Annotated in this window: 17 protein-coding genes and 1 pseudogene; 14 read left to right on the forward strand and 4 right to left on the reverse strand. The window is 31.3% G+C overall.

The window, feature by feature from the left end:
* The first annotated feature begins 279 nt into the window (after positions 1 to 279).
* A complete protein-coding gene (locus HMPREF2881_RS01990; RefSeq protein ID WP_002488506.1) occupies positions 280 to 1,479 on the forward strand; it encodes a GTP-binding protein in 1,200 nt (399 codons plus the stop codon).
* Positions 1,480 to 1,799: 320 nt separating this feature from the next.
* On the opposite strand, the gene HMPREF2881_RS01995 is transcribed toward HMPREF2881_RS01990, so the two are convergent.
* Positions 1,800 to 2,132: a hypothetical protein gene (locus HMPREF2881_RS01995; RefSeq protein ID WP_002488480.1), complete on the reverse strand. Its 333-nt coding sequence runs from the start codon at positions 2,130 to 2,132 to the stop codon at positions 1,800 to 1,802.
* Between the two features lie 191 nt (positions 2,133 to 2,323).
* On the opposite strand from HMPREF2881_RS01995, the gene HMPREF2881_RS02000 reads away from it, so the two are divergent.
* The 4 genes from HMPREF2881_RS02000 to HMPREF2881_RS02015 all read left to right on the forward strand — a co-directional run bounded on the left by HMPREF2881_RS02000 (position 2,324) and on the right by HMPREF2881_RS02015 (position 4,841).
* Positions 2,324 to 2,788: a hypothetical protein gene (locus HMPREF2881_RS02000; RefSeq protein ID WP_002488450.1), complete on the forward strand. Its 465-nt coding sequence runs from the start codon at positions 2,324 to 2,326 to the stop codon at positions 2,786 to 2,788.
* 86 nt (positions 2,789 to 2,874) lie between these two features.
* Positions 2,875 to 3,387 carry a universal stress protein gene (locus HMPREF2881_RS02005; RefSeq protein WP_002454607.1) on the forward strand — a complete coding sequence of 171 codons (513 nt, stop codon included), beginning with the start codon at positions 2,875 to 2,877 and terminating at the stop codon, positions 3,385 to 3,387.
* Between the two features lie 180 nt (positions 3,388 to 3,567).
* Positions 3,568 to 4,446, forward strand: coding sequence for a mechanosensitive ion channel family protein (locus HMPREF2881_RS02010; protein ID WP_002454608.1), 879 nt, complete (start codon positions 3,568 to 3,570; stop codon positions 4,444 to 4,446).
* 194 nt (positions 4,447 to 4,640) lie between these two features.
* A complete protein-coding gene (locus HMPREF2881_RS02015) occupies positions 4,641 to 4,841 on the forward strand; it encodes a hypothetical protein (RefSeq protein WP_002449526.1) in 201 nt (66 codons plus the stop codon).
* A gap of 59 nt (positions 4,842 to 4,900) precedes the next feature.
* Here the strand turns inward: HMPREF2881_RS02015 and HMPREF2881_RS11405 are convergent.
* Both HMPREF2881_RS11405 and HMPREF2881_RS02025 read right to left on the reverse strand, forming a co-directional pair.
* Positions 4,901 to 5,247, reverse strand: a pseudogene (locus tag HMPREF2881_RS11405) (arsenate reductase).
* Between the two features lie 87 nt (positions 5,248 to 5,334).
* Entirely contained in the window at positions 5,335 to 6,882 is a 1,548-nt protein-coding gene (locus HMPREF2881_RS02025; protein ID WP_002488466.1) for an SLC13 family permease, read from the reverse strand.
* 255 nt (positions 6,883 to 7,137) lie between these two features.
* Here HMPREF2881_RS02025 and HMPREF2881_RS02030 point away from each other — a divergent pair, with 255 nt between their 5' ends.
* The 9 genes from HMPREF2881_RS02030 to HMPREF2881_RS02070 all read left to right on the forward strand — a co-directional run bounded on the left by HMPREF2881_RS02030 (position 7,138) and on the right by HMPREF2881_RS02070 (position 18,827).
* Positions 7,138 to 8,145 (forward strand): zinc ribbon domain-containing protein, encoded by a 1,008-nt coding sequence (locus tag HMPREF2881_RS02030; RefSeq protein WP_002449217.1) that lies wholly within the window; start codon positions 7,138 to 7,140, stop codon positions 8,143 to 8,145.
* Positions 8,145 to 9,470: a zinc ribbon domain-containing protein gene (locus HMPREF2881_RS02035; RefSeq protein WP_002454611.1), complete on the forward strand. Its 1,326-nt coding sequence runs from the start codon at positions 8,145 to 8,147 to the stop codon at positions 9,468 to 9,470. The genes HMPREF2881_RS02030 and HMPREF2881_RS02035 overlap by 1 nt, the downstream gene beginning before the upstream one ends.
* Before the next feature lie 320 nt (positions 9,471 to 9,790).
* The gene (locus tag HMPREF2881_RS02040; RefSeq protein ID WP_002449414.1) at positions 9,791 to 10,858 is read left to right on the forward strand and encodes an acyltransferase family protein; all 1,068 of its coding nucleotides are present in this window, start codon (positions 9,791 to 9,793) and stop codon (positions 10,856 to 10,858) included.
* A gap of 306 nt (positions 10,859 to 11,164) precedes the next feature.
* Positions 11,165 to 12,157 carry a metal ABC transporter solute-binding protein, Zn/Mn family gene (locus tag HMPREF2881_RS02045; RefSeq protein ID WP_002454612.1) on the forward strand — a complete coding sequence of 331 codons (993 nt, stop codon included), beginning with the start codon at positions 11,165 to 11,167 and terminating at the stop codon, positions 12,155 to 12,157.
* 185 nt (positions 12,158 to 12,342) lie between these two features.
* Positions 12,343 to 12,567: a hypothetical protein gene (locus HMPREF2881_RS02050; RefSeq protein ID WP_002449204.1), complete on the forward strand. Its 225-nt coding sequence runs from the start codon at positions 12,343 to 12,345 to the stop codon at positions 12,565 to 12,567.
* A gap of 215 nt (positions 12,568 to 12,782) precedes the next feature.
* Positions 12,783 to 14,141: a branched-chain amino acid transport system II carrier protein gene (gene brnQ / locus HMPREF2881_RS02055; RefSeq protein WP_002454613.1), complete on the forward strand. Its 1,359-nt coding sequence runs from the start codon at positions 12,783 to 12,785 to the stop codon at positions 14,139 to 14,141.
* A 137-nt stretch (positions 14,142 to 14,278) separates the two neighbouring features.
* A complete protein-coding gene (locus HMPREF2881_RS02060) occupies positions 14,279 to 16,399 on the forward strand; it encodes an AAA family ATPase (protein WP_070653647.1) in 2,121 nt (706 codons plus the stop codon).
* Complete coding sequence (mcrC, locus tag HMPREF2881_RS02065; protein WP_002454615.1) at positions 16,396 to 17,430, forward strand: 5-methylcytosine-specific restriction endonuclease system specificity protein McrC; 1,035 nt, start codon at positions 16,396 to 16,398, stop codon at positions 17,428 to 17,430. Before HMPREF2881_RS02060 ends, mcrC begins: the two co-directional genes overlap by 4 nt.
* A 95-nt stretch (positions 17,431 to 17,525) precedes the next feature.
* The gene (locus tag HMPREF2881_RS02070; RefSeq protein ID WP_002488463.1) at positions 17,526 to 18,827 is read left to right on the forward strand and encodes an NtaA/DmoA family FMN-dependent monooxygenase; all 1,302 of its coding nucleotides are present in this window, start codon (positions 17,526 to 17,528) and stop codon (positions 18,825 to 18,827) included.
* 78 nt (positions 18,828 to 18,905) lie between these two features.
* Here HMPREF2881_RS02070 and HMPREF2881_RS02075 read toward each other — a convergent pair whose 3' ends face one another.
* Positions 18,906 to 20,282, reverse strand: coding sequence for an amino acid permease (locus HMPREF2881_RS02075; protein ID WP_002488489.1), 1,377 nt, complete (start codon positions 20,280 to 20,282; stop codon positions 18,906 to 18,908).
* Between the last annotated feature and the right edge of the window lie 22 nt (positions 20,283 to 20,304).

The following is a 20,304-nucleotide window of genomic DNA, read 5'->3' on the forward strand; positions in this document are numbered from 1 at the left end:
ATAAAAAAATTTATTTATAATTTGTAAGAGCGAAAAATAATTTTTCGCTCTTTTTTTATAAAAACTATCAGCAATGTTTCATAAACAATATCATGATGTCATTAAAAATTTAATACATTTAAGGAATATCAAACCTTGAAGTATAAGTGAAGACATACTAATGATTACGCGGTAAATCACTCGCTATAGAACATCATTCATTTAATTAATATTGACATTATTAAAAATCTCTGTACAATTTAAATCGTAATAATTACGATTTAAAAGGAGAGAATATAAATGAGTAAGATACCTGTAACTGTATTAAGTGGTTATTTAGGTTCAGGGAAGACAACGTTACTAAATCATATTTTAAATCATCGAGAAGGCCGTCGTATTGCAGTTATTGTGAATGATATGAGTGAGGTTAATATTGATAAAGATTTAGTTGCTGATGGTGGTGGACTGTCTAGAACAGATGAAAAATTAGTTGAACTATCTAATGGATGTATTTGTTGCACGTTACGGGACGATTTATTAAAAGAAGTTGAACGACTTGTACATAAAGGCAATATTGATTATATCGTTATTGAATCTACAGGTATTTCTGAACCAGTACCTGTAGCACAAACGTTCTCATATATCGATGAAGCGATGGGAGTAGATCTCACTTCGATTTGTCGTTTAGATACGATGGTTACGGTCGTTGATGCGAATCGATTTGTTAATGATATTCATTCAGAAGATTTACTTGTGGATCGTAATCAAGGTGCGGATGTGACAGATGAACGTTCGATTGCGGATTTATTAATAGACCAAGTTGAATTCTGTGATGTACTTGTATTGAATAAAACAGATTTAGTTACAAATGAAGCGCTAGATAAGTTAGAACATATACTTAGAACATTACAACCAGATGCAAAAATAATTAAAACAACGCAGTCTCAAGTAGATATTAATGATGTCTTAGATACAGGCCGATTTGATTTTGAAAAAGCTAGCAATTCTGCAGGATGGATTAAGGAACTAACAGAAGGCGGCCATGAGACGCATACACCAGAAACTGAAGAATATGGTATGAATTCGTTTGTCTATTCAAGACGATTACCGTTTCACGCGAAACGTTTCAATGATTGGTTAGAACAAATGCCTCAAAACATTGTTCGTTCAAAAGGGATTGTATGGCTTGCGCAATATAACGAAGTTGCGTGTTTACTGTCACAAGCAGGATCGTCATGTAATATCAGCCCAGTTACATATTGGGTTGCATCAATGTCTAAAGAAAAACGGGAAGAGATACTTGCTCAACGTCGTGACGTAGCGGAAAGTTGGGATATTGAATATGGGGATAGAAATACACAATTTGTCATTATTGGTACCGACTTAGATCAAGAAAAAATAGAAAAAGAACTCGATGAATGCCTGGTGAATAGTAGCGAAATGAATTCTGATTGGCATCAACTTGAAGATCCTTATCGTTGGAAAATAAGAAAACCTTAAGAAATAATGGATATTAAACAAGTTATGATGATAAAAATATTGATTACAATTTTCATATAAACATCATACTACTTTTCGTAATATAGTATTGCAAGCGCAATCTAATACTAAAACGACCAAACCTTATTATAATTACAGTAAATAATCATAATGGAATAAAAGTATATATATAATTCTCACAAACAACATTATAGTATTGCCTTTTATACTGAAAACGATAAAATTTAAAATATTTGATTGGTCATTTTTTAGTTTTATACAACAAGAGATTAATAAAATTAAAGAGGAAACGACGAAATTATCGTCACTTCCTCTTTTTTTTATGGCATCATTAATTGAATACCTCTAATGATATTTTTTAAAAATAGCACAAGTGCCCATATAAAGAAAATAACTGCGATGAGGATTGCAATAATCCAGCCGATACTGTGTTCACTATTTACAAAAGCCGGGGAAATAGATAGGGTTACTAATCCTAATACCACCATAACCCAACTCATGATGTGATTGAATAACGCATTTCTAGCATGGGTCGAAGCTGGTGGTTGTGCGACGATCCATACAATAAGTGGAAATAATACTGGTGCAAAGAAGACACTTAAATAGCTAATACCTCCTAAAATATCATTTTCTCTATAGTTTTCATTTGGCATATCATGATCACCTCAATTCTATAAAAACATATAATAAAATAAATAGTAAGTAAGACATTCTAAAATTACAACACTGTAAGTTAGTATAAGATTGATGTTGAAAATAGTTAATTAAATATTTTGATGAATATAGCATATAAATGTATTAAATTGTACAATATTAATATATTAACTTTTAAAAGGTGGATATGATGCGGGATTTTTTAAAACTGTTAGGGGCATTACTAACAGTGATCATTACATTTAGCATTTCAATTTTATTTAGTTTCTTAATACCTCTAATGGTAGAAGGAAATATTTTAAACATGGGGAAATTAAATCAGCCGACATTTATTATGTTGTGGATTATTTTTAGTGTTATATTCAATATTATTATTCTTATTTTAGCTTTTTCATTGATTCAGTTTAGTAGTGACTTTGTAAATAAAATGAAATTAATAGCGACGCTAACCTTTTTTGTCATTATTACTTATACCTGCTTTAGTCATATAGATATGCAAGATTTAACTGATCATTTAACATTAACGAGTTCTAAACATGCCCGAGAAGTATCAATCAAACTATTACCATTTATTTTAACGATATCATTAGGATGTTATAGCGCTATTTTATCCTACTTACAACATCAAATTGATAAAGAAGAACGTAATATATAGTTTTTGAAAGCGTTTTACATATTAATACTCATTTTTTTGAAACAGTGCTAAAATAAAGGTGAGAACAGATAAAGGGGGAGATTAAAATGTTAGCATACAAAAACATTTTAATTGCAGTTGATGGATCAGATGAAGCAGAATGGGCCTTTAATAAAGCCGTTGATGTAGCAAAACGTAATGATGCAAAGCTCACAATTGTGCATGTGATTGATACGAGAACATATACCGCTTATGAAGTGTACGCATCTCAATTCGATCCGTCTAAAGAGTATTCTGAGAAATTACTTGAAGGCTATAAAGAACTCGCTGTTAAAGAAGGCGTGACAAATGTAGAAACACGACTTGAACTTGGCCCACCGAAATTACTCATTCCTAAAAATTTAGCAAATGAATTGAATGTTGATTTAATTATGTGTGGTGCTTCAGGATTAAATGCAGTCGAACGTTTTATGATTGGTTCGGTATCAGAAGCGATTGTACGTCATGCGCCATGTGATGTATTAGTCGTACGTACTGAAGAAATTCCAGAAGACTTTGAATCAAAAGTAGCAACTCCAGAATTTAGAAGACGATATTTTGAAAGTTCAGAACATAAATAATAATGATTTAATATATGACTTCATTCTCACGAAATAGTGAGGATGAAGTTTTTTATGCGGAGTATAAATCAAGTGATGATTTTAGATAAAATATGGTATCATTTTTATTTAAGTGTCGTGTTCTAAATAATGGCGCACAATCATTTAAAAATATAAGTATAAAAGGAGAATCATATCAACATGAATCAAATGAAACAACTGTTTATTAAATTTGTTGAACCATTAACGAAGATAGAATTTTATCAAAATTTACTAGCCAATATTTTAATTATTGTTGCTTATATCTTATTAGGTATGATTGTTATTGCAATTTCTAGAAAAGTAGTAACGAAATTTTTTAAAGTCAATGAGAAGAAGAAGACACGCTATAAAATTAAAAGAAGTGAGACACTTTCAACACTTGTTCAAAACTTAATTAGTTATGTTGTTTGGTTTATTGTTCTTACATCGATTCTCTCTCGTTTTGGAATTAGCGTCTCAGCTATTTTAGCTGGGGCTGGTGTTGTTGGTTTAGCAGTTGGTTTTGGTGCCCAGACTGTTGTAAAAGATATCATTACCGGCTTTTTCGTTATTTTTGAAGGACAATTCGACGTCAGCGATTATGTTCAAATTAATTCGTCAGGTGTAACGATTGCAGAAGGGACAGTACAAACAATAGGTTTACGATCTACACGTATTCAATCTGATACTGGAGAAGTGTATACCTTACCTAATGGGACAATTAGTGAAATTGTAAATTATTCTAAGACAGATGTATCGCCTCTTATTGCAATTCCGATTTCTCCAAATGAAGATTATGACGTTATTGAAAAAGAATTAAAAGCATTCTTACCAACATTAAAAGATAAATATGATATGTTCGTTGCTGCACCTGATTTACTCGGTTTAGATAGTATTGATGGTAATGAAATGGTAATTAAATTATTAGCTCATGTTAAACCAGGCATGCATTTTCCAGGCCAACGTTTATTAAGAAAAGAAATCATAAGTTACTTTAACGATGTAGGCATTCATACGCCTAAACCAACACTTGTGAAATTAGAAGATGAAGAAAAATAAACAAATGTTTATAATAATAGGCTTTTAAATTTTTTTCATAAGTTTTTTATAATAACTTTTTATGACTAAAAATTTATTTAATTATCATCATATAAACTGATAAATAATTAATGATTTCTAATTATTTAAGGTTTGCCTATATTACACTTTAGGTGTAATATCAAACTGTAATAAATAGAAAGGGATGATAAGTAATGTGGGTGAAAGACTTTTATTATGATGGTAATGCGTACATCAATAAAAATGTATGGGAGTACATGTGTAAAGATAATGTGACGTTTGATAAAGCCATTGAGGCACTTAATTTAAATTATAAAGATGCGGTTGCGAATGAGAGGGACATTCCAAATTTAGACATTGAGAGAAAAAATATTGTAACAAGTGACTTTTGGTAAGCATGGCTATATCAATAAACAGCAGTTACTACGTCAAATACGTAGTAACTGCTGTTTTATTATGTTCTATACTTAAATTGTTCAATCGCATTTTTAATGTCATCTCGAACACGTTGGAATTCTGACCCATCTTTTCCGGCTGGGATCATCGAAGCCCCAATGTTCTTTTTTAACACCTGATGGCATAGTAGGACAATGCGCATCAGCATGACTGCATAATATGTTACTATTAAGTTTGATTGTTTTAAAATAGTATCATTAATTAAATCCGAGGTATGATTTGAAATGTCGATACCACTTCTTTCATTGCTTTAATGTCTTTAGGATTAACATCATGTGTTTCAAGGCCTACGGAATATACATTCCATTCATCACCTAAAATTGCTTTTCCAAAACCCTCAACCATTTGGCTACGACAAGAATTCCCTGTACAAATAAATGGTTTTTTTGGTCATGATAAACCTCTCTATCTATAAAATGAATCTGACTCATTTTACACTAAACCTAACCATTTCCAATACGTTAAGCTAAATAAAATCACAAGAATATAACCTATAATAGTGAGAGGAATACCTGATTTTAAGAAATCTTTAACCGTAAATGTATCTGTACCGTAGGCTAACATATTTTGTGGTGCACTCACTGGTAATAAGAATCCAAAGCTAATCACAAATTGTTGTATTAAAACAAAGCCGATAGAATGCTCGCCTAACCCTAATGTTGATGTTAATGAAATAAATACGGGTATCAGTGCAGAGGATAAGCTTGTTGCACTCGCAAAACCTAAATGAATTAAAATATTGAATAATGTAATGAGTGCAATCGTTGCGATAATTGGTAACTCTTTTAGTCCCATTAACCCAAATGTTTTATCACTGAGCCATTGGGCAGCGCCTGTTTTAAGTAAGACGTTACCAAGTGAGATGCCTACACCAAAGACGATAATTGTCCCCCATGGAATTTTCTTTTCAACGCCTTTCCAAGTAATCACACCGATTTTAGGCATTAGCATCATACCTAATGCGATTAGCGTAACACTTGCTGAATCGATAGGGTGAAGCACTTTCTCGGTAGACCAAAAGATCAGTAATAAGATAGAAATGACAATGAGTCGCCATTCTCTAGCACTCACTGGACCTAGTTCGTTTAAGTCATGTTTAATCAATTCTTTACCACCTTCGATGGCATCTCGTTCAGGTGGCATCACTTTCATCATAATGAAATATAAAGCAATGGACATCAGTATAGACCATGGTGCAGCGTATAAAAACCATTCACCCCAAGACACATTATAACCTAAGTTTTGATTAATGAAATTTATAGCGACGATATTTTGCGCAGCGGCAGTTTTAATACCGATATTCCAAATCGATACCGCTTGTACAGATGTAATAATTAAGAGTGATGCTAGTTTACTATCTTTACTCACTTTAAAGGCTGCAATCATTCCAAGTAAAATGGGTACAACAGCACCGGCACGAGCCGTAGCAGAAGGTACAAAAAAGGCTAATACAATTGATACTAAAATTGCACCGACAACAATATTTTTTGTTTTATTTCCTACAATAGAAAGAACATAAAGTGCTAGTCGTTTATGAAGATTAGTTTCTTGCATGGCAACTGCTAAGAATAAAGCGGCGGTCACAAGTGCGACTGCAGAAGTAGAAAAACCACTAAATGCGAGACTCAGAGCATTGTTTGTGCCTAATAATTCGCTTCCCTTCAGAATGGCATTTCCACTTTTAGGATGACCAAGTTGTTCTGAGAGATGTTGAACAGGACTAAAGCCAAGTAATAATATAATAAGTCCTAAAATTAAAGTCGCTGAAACTGGATAAGATACTGCTTCAGTAACCCACATGATTACGGCAAAAGCAAGAATGGCAAGTGCTGCTTTAGCCATGACCGGTAAGCTACTTGAAGTAGGTAATAATAAAATAATTACTAATACGATAAAACTAATCACAATCCATAATGGTTTATATCCTTTATTTGATTTCTCTTTTTTAGATTGATCAGTGATGAGATTCCCCTTTGTCATTATCATCATCTCCCTTAAAATAGTTACATTATTATTCTAACAAGAAAGCGCTTTAATTATGTATAAATATTGTAAAATACATATAATTTTCGAAATTATATTTTTAATCTTCTTATTTTTAATTATAGAACTTACTATTTAAATAATGATTTTAAGATGTTAATACATAAAAAAATAAAATTTTATGGAAAGCAATATAATTAAAATGCTATACTTTTTTTAGATTTTAAAATTTAATATATTGGAGTGAAAATAATGAAATGTCCAAATTGTGGGAACTCAGTGGAACCTAATGATGCATTTTGTGGAGAGTGTGGTCAGAAACTTGAAAGACATGCTCAAGCCGTAAATAATGCAGAAAAAGAAATTTCTCAAGCGCAATCTCAAGACAGTGAACCTTCTCATAGGACTTCTAGGAATGAACAAAGCGTAGCACAGCAAACAACCTCAAAAGAAAATCAACACCTACAAAATGAAACAACACAAGATGCACGTACACAGCAACATCCTCAGATACATCAAACATCTACATATCAAAATAATCAATATCAATCATCATCGAATCAACAACATACACAAAACAATCAGCAACAATTTGATCAGTTTAGCAATCATGCAAAAGAAGTGACACAAGAAAGTAAAGGCTTTTTCAAAAGTGCTTTTGTAGCACCAGATGAAGTCATTAAAAGCAAGCATGCATTTAGTTTTAAATTATTATTATCATTATTAATTGCGGGATTTCTTGTAGTAGCTATTTTGCTAGCAATGACGATACCAAGTGATGCTGCCGACATTATTGGAGGAAAGGGCAGTATTATAATGTCGATGATTATTGGTATGATTTTATTTTTAGCAGTTATTGTAGGTGCTACTTTTGCAATAACACGTTTAGTAGTCAGACAATCTATTTCGTTTAGAAAAGTATTATCTGATTATGTTTTAATTAATAGCGTGTCAGTAGCATTATTATTGATTTCTTTCGTTTTATTGACAGCCAATTCATATGTATTTAGTACAAGTGTATTTGTTTTATCTATATTACTTTTTGTAATTTCTGGTATTTATATGATTGCAAAATATAGCGTAAATAGTGATGTACGTTTTTCAAGTTTTTATGGTGTGATGATTTATATTATTATCATCTTCTTATTTATTAGTATTTTTGGGGAATCGTTCTTACATCAAATTATTAATCAGTTTACGCAAAATATTGGTGATTTTTTAGATAACGACTTTTTTAACGGGGGAGGTTATTCTTACTAATGAAGTATTGTAGTAACTGTGGTCAACCTTTACGTGAAGGTGTAAAAGTATGTACTAATTGTGGAGCGCCTGTTAAAGCAACAAAAGATCAAAAATCAAATCATGATAATCAAAAGAATAAAACGCAACATGTACATTCAAATCATACACAAAAAAGTAATAAAAAGATGTGGATGATTATTGGAATTATTGCACTTTTATTCATAGCATTGATTATTGCGTTCTCAATATTAAAAAGTCAATTTTCTCCAGAAAAGCAAGCATCTAATATTGCACATGCGATAAAAAAAGATGATGAAAAAGCGCTTTCTAAAGAAGTGACGTCTGGTGATGAGAATTTAAATAAAGAAGAAGCAAGAGCATATTTAGATTATATTAAAGAAGAAGATGATTTAAATAATGTAGCAAATCATGTCGAACAAACTGCAAAAGATGTTAAAGATAAGCATTACAAAAATTTATCGGTAGATGCTAATGGTAATAATATTTTGAATATCTCCAAAGATGGTAAAAAGTTTGTATTTTTTGATAATTATAACTTTAATATTCCTCAACGTTCTATCAGTATGTATCCAAATGAAAGTGGTACAATTACCTATGATTTAAATGGTAATAAAAAACATATTTCTGTGGATGAGGGAGATAGTAAGAGTTTAGGGACGTTTCCGATTGGAAATTATAATTTAAAAGCAACTAAAGAAATGGATGATCAGAAATTTAATGGTGCATTAGTGATTGATATGAGTCAAAATGGTGCAACAGCTACTGAGTCGTTTAAACAAATACGTTTTAATGTTTACACTGAAGGAGATTATATGCTAGATAATGTTAAAGTCTATGCAAATAATAAAGAAATTGGCGAAGCTTCTTCTTCAGAAACGTATGGACCATATGATCCGAATGAAAAAGTAATCGTTTATGCGGAAGGAACATATGAAGGAAAAACATTTAAATCTGATTCAGTCAATGTAACAAGTTCAAGTGATGATGAGGATGTAACAGATGTTACTGTTAGATTTGATGATGATGCAATTGATAACTATGTTGATCAAAAATTAGAATCAGATTCAGCTGATGATAGTAGTGATGACTCAGAAGAAGTAACAAGAGCAAATGTCATTGATAAAGTAGAATCTTATGAAGGTCATACATTAGACACAGATACGTATACGTATAAAGAACCTGAAATTACAGATGATGGTAAATGGGGCTTCTCATTTACAGATAAAGATGGTGATTTAGCTGGTTCATATACTGTAGATAAAGATGATGGTTATGTCACAGAATATGATGAACATGGCGATGAAGTAGGTTCAGGGTATTAAAATATAAATAAAGCACTAAACCAGTAATATACTAAAGGGCTATATTACTAGATTAGTGCTTTTTATTATTAAAAATAATTAACGATTAGTTAAAAATTTGAATATCATCAATAGAATTCTCTTAGTTATTCCACTTTATTGTCTAACAATTTTTGAATAGTTAAATAGGAATTAAATTTAAAAAATTAATAGCGTCAATTCAAAAAATTAGTATAATAATATATGTTTGAATAAAACAAATTTAATTATTAGGAAACAAATAAAAAATGTATTATTTTGTTTTTTCAAACTAAAATTAAATATAAAGGAATGAGATAGACATGAAGGTTTATACCTCTATCATCTTTTGGATGAGAGCTATTGCGTGTTTAAGTGTAGTAATGATACATAGTATTACAACTACATTCTACAAATTTGACATGCCAAACAATGGTTATATACTGAGACTGTTTCAATTATTAATATTGTATGCTACGCCGATGTTTGTGTTTATTTCTGAGTTTTTGTTAGCTAAGCAATATAAAACGCAGGTAAAAGAGGGTTTTGTAAAACAAAAGTTATTAACTTTAGGTATACCATATATATTGATTAATTTTGGATTAGCTTATGTTTATGGTCACCCGGATAATTTTATGGACTATTTAAAATCAGTAGAATTTATGATGTTTCATGGTGGTACATTAACTTACTTTATTGTGATTATCTTTCAGTTTTATGCTTTACATATTCTTTTTGCTAAATACTTAGTGAAATTTAATCCTTTTAAAATTATTATCTTTTCATTAATTATAACGACATTATTTTGGGCAATGAGAACATTTATAACACCACCTGATACAATTTATGTGAATTGGTTATGGCATAGAGAAGGATGGATGATTTTCATTGGATGGTTAAGTTACTTCTTCTTAGGTTTTTATATGGGATACTATTATGAAGAATTGATGCGAAACATAAGAAAGTATACTACTCATATTATTAGTGGAACAGTCATTGCTACATTAATAGTAATATTTAATTATCTGTCAGGATTTTTAACACTAGTAGATTCAAAACGAGTCGATACACCAATTTATGTTACTATGATTATTTTATTATTCTTTTTAATTTTATCTTATACTAAATATGTTCCTAAGTTTTTTATTTTTATTAGTAATTATTCATTCTCAATTTACTTAGTACACTACTTTTTTGTGCATAGATTAGGTACACTACATCATCATCCAATTATGAATATTATATTCACATTTACCTTAACGATAGTTTTTTCTATTTGTATAGCATATATAGTAAATCAGTGGAAGTATGGTAAATATATCGTGGGTGGTATTGGAAGAATGAAATATGATACTTTTTATAAAAGCTATAAAAATAACTTGGTCGATTAATAATAAAAATTTTATAAATAATTAAATAAATTTAGACTATTGAAGCCTGAGACATAATTAGTTGTCTTGGGCTTTTTTAATATGTTGGTAGTCGTTGACTGAATTGAAAATACGTTTAAATCAAATTTTTTTTGATACTAGTTCCGAGATCCATTCGGGAAAAGGTCTACGTTCAACACAAGTTGGATACGTTGCTGGAGTGGGAAAATGAATTCTATCTTACACTCTTTTTATTTTGGTTATTGACAATTTCGATATGAAATGCGATTATTAAAACGTAATAATTACGATTTAGGAGAGAAGAAAATGATTAAGAAAAGTTTAATGTTAGTCTTCATCAGTATTTTAACGTTGTCACTTGTAGCTTGTGGAACATCCAATAGTGGTAGTGATAAAGATAAAAAATCAGAGAACAATGAAAAGCTTGAGGTAAAAACGACAGTATATCCACTGAAATCTTTTGCTCAACAAATTGGTGGTAAATACGTTCATGTTGAATCAGTCTATCCGAATGAAATGGATCCACATACATATGAGCCGAGTCAAAAACAAATGGTCGATATTGGTAAATCAGATTTATTTGTATATACAGGGGATAATCTAGACCCAGTCGCTAAAAAAATTGCAAATGCGATGAATGATAAAAATAAAACATTATCATTAGAATCATCTTTAAATAAAGCCGATTTGTTAAAAGGCGAAGAGGATGAACATGAACACGGTGAACACGAAGAACATGGCGAGCACGAAGAACATGAGCATCATCATGGTAAATATGATCCTCATGTTTGGTTAGATCCTGTATTAAGTCAACAATTTGCGAAAGATATAAAGGATGAGTTAGTTAAAAAAGATGCTAAACATAAAGATGACTATGAAAAGAATTATAAAAAATTAGTTAGTGATTTGAAGGATTTAGATAAAGATATGAAACGTGCTGTTAAAGGTCAAGAAGGTAAAACAGTATATATTTCACATGATTCTATTGGTTATTTAGCTGATCGCTATGGTTTTAAGCAAGAAGGAATCGAAAATATGAATGCTGAAGAATCAAGTCAAAAAGATCTTACAACTATTGTAAAACAAATTAAAGAGGATAAGGTAAACTATATCCTAGCTGAAGAAAATGTGTCGAATAAAGTTGCAGACACGGTTAGAAAAGAAACACATGCAAAAACAATTTCATTTTATAATATGGGTTCTCATACTAAACAACAAGATAATGACAGTAATACGTATCAATCATTTATGAAGAAAAATATTAAAGCTATTGAAAAAGCTTTAAAAAATGAATCTTAAAATTAAAGTATATTAAAGTAAAGAAGTAAGATATGAAGATCAAGTAAATTCTATCTTACTTTTTTTTTATAGGCTTCCTTTTTCAAAAAAAAGTGGTATATTAAATTTAAATAATATGTAGGGCATTATTTATTATTTTTATGAAGTAAGGGTTTATCACTAATAGATTGGAAGGAGACAGCGTCATGAATATTTATAGACTACGTTACCAACACCATAAAGACATTGTAGATGACAATATTTTAACGGTATTTGTATTGGCCAAAAATGAAGAAGATGTAAGGAAATTTGCGAAAACGGTAAATTACAAAGTTGAAGATGTTAAACATACAACATATGAAGCTTATGAAGAAGCTAAAGCAAAAGGTGAAACATATCGCCTTGAACATGCAGATACATATATTAGCTAAGTCTGTATAACTAAAAATTATATAATTAAGGATAAATATCGATGAGTATAAGGTTACACTTAAAACTTCTTTTTGCATAAAAAAATGAATGTAATCATGCAAAGAGAAGTTTTTTTATATATTATTATCTAACTTTTTTAAAAATTCTAAAGAAATTGATTTTAAAAAAATGTATAATATCTATTATGACTTTAAGAGGGAAACGAGGAAAGACAATGAAACAGAAACTTACATTTAAAGAGAATCTCTTTATTGGGTCGATGCTTTTTGGTTTGTTCTTTGGAGCAGGAAACTTAATTTTTCCACTTCATCTAGGGCAAATGGCAGGCGCAAACGTATTACTTGCGAATTTAGGATTTTTAATTACAGCAATCGGTTTACCATTTTTAGGAATTATTGCGATTGGTATTTCTAAGACGAATGGTGTATTTGCAATTTCTTCACGCGTAAGTAAAATTTATGCATACATATTTACGATTGGTCTTTATCTTGTTATTGGACCCTTCTTTGCTTTACCAAGACTTGCAACAACATCATATGAAATTGCTTTTTCACCATTTGTTTCTCCAAGCAGTGGAAAATGGATTTTACCTGTCTTTAGTATGTTGTTCTTTATCGTAGCTTGGTTTTTTGCACGTAAACCCTCTAAAATCTTAGACTATATTGGCAAGTTCTTAAATCCAGTCTTTTTGATTTTATTAGGTATCGTGGTCGTACTTGCATTGATTCACCCAATGGGCAGTATAAGTCATGCACCAATAAGTCCTGACTACAATAAGAGTGTATTATTAAAAGGTTTTATCGATGGGTATAATACATTGGATGCACTGGCATCACTAGCATTTGGAATAATTATTGTAACGACTATTAAAAAATTAGGTATTACAAATCCTAATGATATTGCTAAAGAAACAGTGAAATCGGGGGCCATTAGCATTATTGGCATGGGTGTCATCTATACACTTCTTGCAGTAATGGGAACAATGAGTCTTGGAGAATTTAAAGTAAGTGAAAATGGGGGCATTGCCCTTGCACAAATTGCCCAACATTATTTAGGTGATTTCGGAATTATTGTTTTATCACTTATTATTATTGTGGCGTGTTTAAAAACGGCAATTGGTTTAATTACAGCTTTTTCAGAAACATTTACAGAACTATTTCCTAAAACGAACTACATTGTATTAGCCACTATGGTTAGTGTATTGGCGTTTATATTTGCGAATGTCGGATTAACAAAAATTATTATGTACTCATTACCCGTATTAATGTTTATTTATCCATTAGCCATTACACTGATTTTACTAACCTTAGTAAGTCATTTATTTAATAATTCGTCAATTGTGTATCGATTTACTACATTATTTACAGTGATTGCTGCATTTTTTGATGGTATTAAAGCGAGTCCAGAACCTTTTGTGAAAACGAACTTCGCACAATCATTAATCGGTTTTGCTGAGAATTATTTACCATTCTTTGATATTGGTATGGGATGGATTGTCCCAGCATTAATTGGATTTATTATCGGACTTATTGTCTATAAAGTTCGTGGCAACAAACACGAAGTTCAAGCATAATTAAGCCATTTACTATAAGCTATAAGAAGTTGAAATCATACGATCTTATAGCTTATTTTTTTATATATTTAAAGGTATAAATATATTTATAAAATGCATTAAAATGAAGATAATAATAATTTTGAGGAGAAATAAAGATGGACTATAAAATAGATAAAACATGGGCAATCTTTTATAAAGCCTTAGCTCATAAATTGTTAGAATATCAAAATTGTCGTGATCAATTGATTGAGAAAATACAAGAACTTTATATTAACACTCAAATCAATATGCCTAAATTAGAAATTAATAATGAAATGATAGATATGGATCCATTTACTGTGTTTGGATTATTTAATAAGAGTTCTATGACTAAAAAAAATAGAATTAAAATTATAGAAGAAATGGCCAAACTATTTGATGTGAAAGCAGATATACCACAAAATTTTGATGGTATTCCGACAGTGATGAATTTACGTGCTACATTTTATAATTTTAAGAATGATCGTGAAGCACAAGATATTGAAAATTTATGGTCGTTGTTTGAAATTGCTTTATTGTATTCAGCAGATAAAAGTGAAGATAATGAAAATAACTTTAAGAGAAAATTTAATCAAGTGATGGCTCAGCCTGGAATCGGTATGGGTAAGTTAACCAGTGGATTATTTTGGATTGATTCTGACACATTTGCCAATTTAGATTCTCGAGCGATTTGGTATATTTTTGAAGAAAGCGAAATCAATACAAAGTATATCAATTTTGAGGTTAACTTAAAACAATCATTAACTGCGACCACGTATTTAATGATTATTGAAAAATTAAAATTATTTTTAAAAGAGGATAACTATTTGAATGATTTTATTGATTTAAGTTATGAAGCATGGCGCAAATCAAAGGAAGTCAAGCAAAGTTCAAAAGTAAAAGATATCGATGCAGATAAGGATTTAGAAGTCGTGAATTATTGGATTTATTCTCCAAAACCACAAGATGTTGATTTTGCTTCTTTTATTGAGAATGGAGAAATGTCTATTGGATATAACGAGTTAGAAGATTTCTCGAAATATGCATCTAAAGAAGAGATTAATCAAAAATTACAACAATTGAACCATAATCAGCATCATTATATTCATACGGTTAATGCCATATGGGAATTTAGTAAAGAAATGAAACGTGGGGATATTGTTTATGTGAAAAAAGGACAGACTGATATTGTAGGATGGGGCGTTGTTTCATCCAATCATCAATATAAAAATGATAAAAATATTATTCACCTTGTTTGGAAGGAGAAAGGAAACTGGAAGATTCCAATCAAAACATTAAATAAGACGCTCACTAAAATTACGCCATATAGTGAAACAATTCGGAAATTTAATGAGTTATTTTCAGTTGAACATTCTGATGGAGTGGTTGCTACACAAACGACTTATCCCATTTATACAGCAGAACAATTCTTAGACGATGTATTTATGAATGAAGAAGACTATGACACGCTTGTGCAATTAATTAGAAGAAAAAAGAATGTCATCTTACAAGGGCCACCAGGCGTAGGTAAAACGTATGCAGCGAAACGATTGGCTTATTCAATGATAGGTGTTAAAGATAAAGAACGTGTGAAACTTGTACAATTCCATCAAAGCTATTCATATGAAGATTTTGTGATGGGTTATCGTCCTACTGAAACTGGCTTTGAATTGCGTACCGGTGCGTTTTACAATTTTTGTAAGCAAGCAGAAGAAGATAATGAGAAAGACCATTTCTTTATTATCGATGAAATTAATCGTGGCAATTTAAGTAAGATATTTGGTGAGTTGTTTATGTTAATTGAAAATGATAAGAGGGGAATGGAAATAGAATTACTCTATGCAGATGAGAAATTCTGTGTTCCAGATAATGTTTATATTATTGGTATGATGAATACAGCAGATCGAAGCTTAGCCATGCTTGATTATGCACTACGACGTCGATTTGCATTTTTTGATATGAATCCTGCCTTTGAAACCATACAATTTAAACATTATCAAGAAAATTTAAAAAATCCACAATTTGATGCATTAATTGATACAATTCAAGCACTGAATGTCGACATTCGAGATGATGATATGTTAGGTGAGGGGTTCGTTATTGGCCATAGTTATTTCAGTAATATGGTTGATGTCACAGAGTCTGAATTATCAAATATTATTGAATTCGAAATGATACCATTATTAAAAGAATATTGGTTTGACGACCCTTCAAAAGTGGATAGTTGGAAGGTACGTTTAAGGGAAGCGATTCAATGATTAACATTCATAATATTTATTATATGTTGTCTTACGCGTTTACAGTTTTGAATAAGAAAGGCTATCAACATATAGCAACAGAATCATTTAATAATGTGGCAGATTTATATAGTGCGCTCCTGATTAAAGGCGTATCGAGTCAATTAAAATATGGTCTTCAACATGACTATTTAGAACACAATGACTCGCTTAATGTGATACGAGGAAAGATTAATGTCACAGCATCCATACAACAAGGAACAATGATGCATAAACAGTTAAATTGCACGTATGATGAATTTTCAATTAATACGTATATGAATCAAATTTTAAAAACAACAATGCTTAATGTTCTAAAATTAGATATTTCGCGCACACGTAAAAAAGCGTTAAAACGACTGCTGATATATTTTGAACAAGTAGATATATTAGATTATCGACATATTGATTGGCAGTTACGATTTGATCGTCATCACGAAACATATCGTATGTTAATGGCTATTTGTTACCTTGTTACGCAAGGACGAATTCAGTCAGAAAGAAGCGGTTCAAGAGAAACGATGATGTTCGAAGATGAACAACAGATGGCGCGTTTATATGAACGGTTTGTTAGGGCTTATTATAAAAAGGAATTTCCACAGTTAAAAGTCACCGCGTCTCATATTCCATGGGCCATTGATGATGATTATCGTCACATGTTACCGACAATGAGAAGTGATGTCATGCTCACTTATGGGAAAAAATGCTTAATTATTGATACAAAGTATTATACGTCGACGTTACAACAGTATTTTGATACAAGAACGATTCATTCTGGAAATTTATATCAAATATTTGCGTATGTAAAAAATGAAGCATTTCACTTAAAATCGAAACAGATAAATGTTGCGGGGATGTTATTGTATGCGAAAACGGATGAACAACTTGTACCTGATAATACGTTTCAGATGAGTGGCAATACGATTAGTGTCAAAACATTGGATTTAAATCAAGATTTTATTCATATTGCTAAACAACTAGATGATATTGTATATAATTATTTTAAGATATAAAATAGTTAGTAGATATTGTAAAATTTCAACAATTCATATACGATATATGCAAATTAAAATGACAATTTTGACTTATAACAAAGGGGTTAATGACAATGAAACACATGCATTTATCTGTTTTAGCTTATAGTACAGGTCTACATCCTGCCTCTTGGAGACTACCACATTCATATGTTGAAGAAGTTGGAGATATTGATTTTCAAATTAAGTTAGCGAAATTAGCCGAAAAAGGTAAACTGGATGCATTCTTCTTAGGTGATGGTCAATATATATCTGGAGAAGAAACGGGACATATTTCTTATTATTTTGAACCACTAACGGCGCTTGCTGCCATTTCACGTGAAACACATTCAATTGGTTTGATAGGTACCATTTCTTCTTCTTTTTATGAACCTTATCTTGCAGCACGTATGCTTTCAAGTTTACATCAAATATCTCATGGGCGTATTGGGGCAAATATTGTAACATCTCAATTTGATTTAGAAGCACAAAACTACTCGATGCAAGCTTTACCACATCTTGAAAAACGTTATGAACGAGCAGATGAATTTATTAATGTAATGAAAAAATTATGGGAATCATTTACTGTAGAGGCTATCGTTAATCACAAAAACTCAGGAATTGGCTTAAATCATCAGTATATTCATCCACTTCATTATCAAGGAAAGTATTTTCAAGTTGCCGGAGCTATTAACATTCCAACACCAAAATATGGTCGACCACGTTTATTTCAAGCAGGAACTTCTATTCCAGGTCGTGATTTAGCAGTACGACACGTGGATGCTATTTTTTCAATTGCATGGAATTTACAAGATGGCCAACAGTTCAGACAAGACATTCATCAACGTGCCATGGAAGCAAATCGTCAACCACCTCTTGTATTACCAGGTCTCACCGTTTATGTTGATGAGAATGAGAAGGACGCTTATAAACTTAAACAACAATTAGATGATATGATCCCACTTGAAAAACGCAAGAAACAATTATCTAAAGCCATTGGTCTAGATATAAGTGAATGGACACTAGATGAAGTTGTGCCATCATTGCCACCTTATGATGCATTAGAGAAAAAAGTTATAAAATCTGTTTATGAAGCTGTACAGCGTGCTGTTATGACCGAACACCTTACCTTACGCGATGTATTAGATCGATTTGGTACTTGGGTAGGGCATAAAACGATAGTGGGGACACCGGAACAAGTAGCGGATGAAATGATTGAATGGTTTGAAAAAGAAGCGTGTGATGGTTTTATGTTAATGTCACCAACATATCCAAACGCATTTGAAAAATTTATTGATTTAGTCATTCCAGTTCTTCAAGCGCGTGGCGTGTTTAGAAAAGAATATGAAAGTCATATGTTAAAAGACCATTTAAATATAAATACAGAGAAACTATAATTAAGCTTCTCTTTTATTTAATAGATATCATGAAAAAAGACTTCCTCCATTAGGGGGAAGTCTAAAATGTTCTTTATATTATTCCATTTTAACTTTCGCTTTGTCTGATTCTTTTTTATATTTTTGATACATAATCCAAAGAATAATTGCCCATACGGGTATAAATAATACTCCAATTCTAGTTGAACTGTTAATTAATAAGATAATAAAGATAAATGCGAAGAAAGCTAGAATCGCAAATGCCATATATTTTCCGCCAGGCATTTTGAACTTACTATCTTTGTGTAATTCAGGATTACGTTTGACATAATTTAGATAGGCAATCATGATAAGTGTCCAAATTAAAATATTCAATACTGTTGAAAATATCGTAATTTGAACGAACACTTTTGTTGCATCTTTAAATACTGCATTTAAAATAACTGAAATACTTAATAAGCCGCATGTAACTAAAATAGCATAGTGAGGTACACCATGTTTATTTGTTTTATGCAAGAATGGTGGGCCTTGTTTACGACCTGCTAAACCGTACATTGTACGACTATTTGCGAAAATACCACTATTACATGATGAAGCAGCTGCTGTTAAAACGACAAAGTTAATAATACCGGCAGCAAATGGAATACCAATCAGGCCGAATAATTTTACGTAAGGACTGTCTGCTGGGTTTAGTTTATCCCAAGGTACTACAGACATGATCACTGCTAATGAGCCAATATAGAAAATTAAAATACGCGCAGGTACATTGTTAATTGCTTGAGGAATCGTTTTGTGTGGGTTCTTAGTTTCCCCAGCTGTAATTCCAATTAACTCAATACCAATAAATGAAAAGATAGCCATTTGAAATGCCATCAAGAAACCTTGAATACCATTCGGGAAAAATCCACCTCTAGACCAAAGGTTCGTTACGCTTGCTTGTCCATATGATGTTTTCATTCCAAGCACAATCATCACAATACCAACAATGATTAAGGCTACAATTGTTATCACTTTAATAATTGACAGCCAGAATTCTAACTCTCCAAATAGCTTTGCACTGAATAAGTTCAAAGCGACTAATACTAAGATAGTAAATGCAGCTGTTAGCCAGTTTGGTACTGTAGGATACCAATACCCTACATATTTCGCTACTGCAGTTACCTCAGCCATACCTGAGATAATCCAAGTTAACCAATACGTCCATCCGACCATAAATCCAGCAATTGGTCCAATATAATGATGGGCGATATCGCCAAATGATTTAAATCCTAAGTTTGATAACAATATTTCACCCATTGCTCTCATAAACATAAATAATACAAAACCGACAATAACATAAGTCAATAAAATAGACGGTCCGGCTAAATGTACAGATTCACCTGATCCAAGGAACAGTCCTGTACCAATTGCGCCACCAATAGCGATAAGTTGAATATGTCTATTACTCAACTCTCTTTGCAGTTTATCTTCTGCCATAATTTTCTTCCCTTTCATGAGT

This window comes from Staphylococcus sp. HMSC057A08 (genome assembly GCF_001812925.1).
Lineage (GTDB): Bacteria > Bacillota > Bacilli > Staphylococcales > Staphylococcaceae > Staphylococcus > Staphylococcus hominis.

Bases quoted from the DNA above. Each gene is read 5' to 3' on its own strand.
- HMPREF2881_RS02005 (WP_002454607.1), top strand. From the start codon at position 2,875: ATGTTAGCATACAAAAACATTTTAATTGCAGTTGATGGATCAGATGAA.
- HMPREF2881_RS02060 (WP_070653647.1), top strand. From the start codon at position 14,279: ATGGACTATAAAATAGATAAAACATGGGCAATCTTTTATAAAGCCTTA.
- HMPREF2881_RS02010 (WP_002454608.1), top strand. From the start codon at position 3,568: ATGAATCAAATGAAACAACTGTTTATTAAATTTGTTGAACCATTAACG.
- HMPREF2881_RS02000 (WP_002488450.1), top strand. From the start codon at position 2,324: ATGCGGGATTTTTTAAAACTGTTAGGGGCATTACTAACAGTGATCATT.
- HMPREF2881_RS02050 (WP_002449204.1), top strand. From the start codon at position 12,343: ATGAATATTTATAGACTACGTTACCAACACCATAAAGACATTGTAGAT.
- HMPREF2881_RS02075 (WP_002488489.1), bottom strand. From the start codon at position 20,282: ATGGCAGAAGATAAACTGCAAAGAGAGTTGAGTAATAGACATATTCAA.
- mcrC (WP_002454615.1), top strand. From the start codon at position 16,396: ATGATTAACATTCATAATATTTATTATATGTTGTCTTACGCGTTTACA.
- HMPREF2881_RS02035 (WP_002454611.1), top strand. From the start codon at position 8,145: ATGAAGTATTGTAGTAACTGTGGTCAACCTTTACGTGAAGGTGTAAAA.
- HMPREF2881_RS02070 (WP_002488463.1), top strand. From the start codon at position 17,526: ATGAAACACATGCATTTATCTGTTTTAGCTTATAGTACAGGTCTACAT.
- HMPREF2881_RS02040 (WP_002449414.1), top strand. From the start codon at position 9,791: ATGAAGGTTTATACCTCTATCATCTTTTGGATGAGAGCTATTGCGTGT.
- HMPREF2881_RS02025 (WP_002488466.1), bottom strand. From the start codon at position 6,882: ATGACAAAGGGGAATCTCATCACTGATCAATCTAAAAAAGAGAAATCA.
- brnQ (WP_002454613.1), top strand. From the start codon at position 12,783: ATGAAACAGAAACTTACATTTAAAGAGAATCTCTTTATTGGGTCGATG.
- HMPREF2881_RS02045 (WP_002454612.1), top strand. From the start codon at position 11,165: ATGATTAAGAAAAGTTTAATGTTAGTCTTCATCAGTATTTTAACGTTG.
- HMPREF2881_RS01990 (WP_002488506.1), top strand. From the start codon at position 280: ATGAGTAAGATACCTGTAACTGTATTAAGTGGTTATTTAGGTTCAGGG.
- HMPREF2881_RS01995 (WP_002488480.1), bottom strand. From the start codon at position 2,132: ATGCCAAATGAAAACTATAGAGAAAATGATATTTTAGGAGGTATTAGC.
- HMPREF2881_RS02015 (WP_002449526.1), top strand. From the start codon at position 4,641: ATGTGGGTGAAAGACTTTTATTATGATGGTAATGCGTACATCAATAAA.
- HMPREF2881_RS02030 (WP_002449217.1), top strand. From the start codon at position 7,138: ATGAAATGTCCAAATTGTGGGAACTCAGTGGAACCTAATGATGCATTT.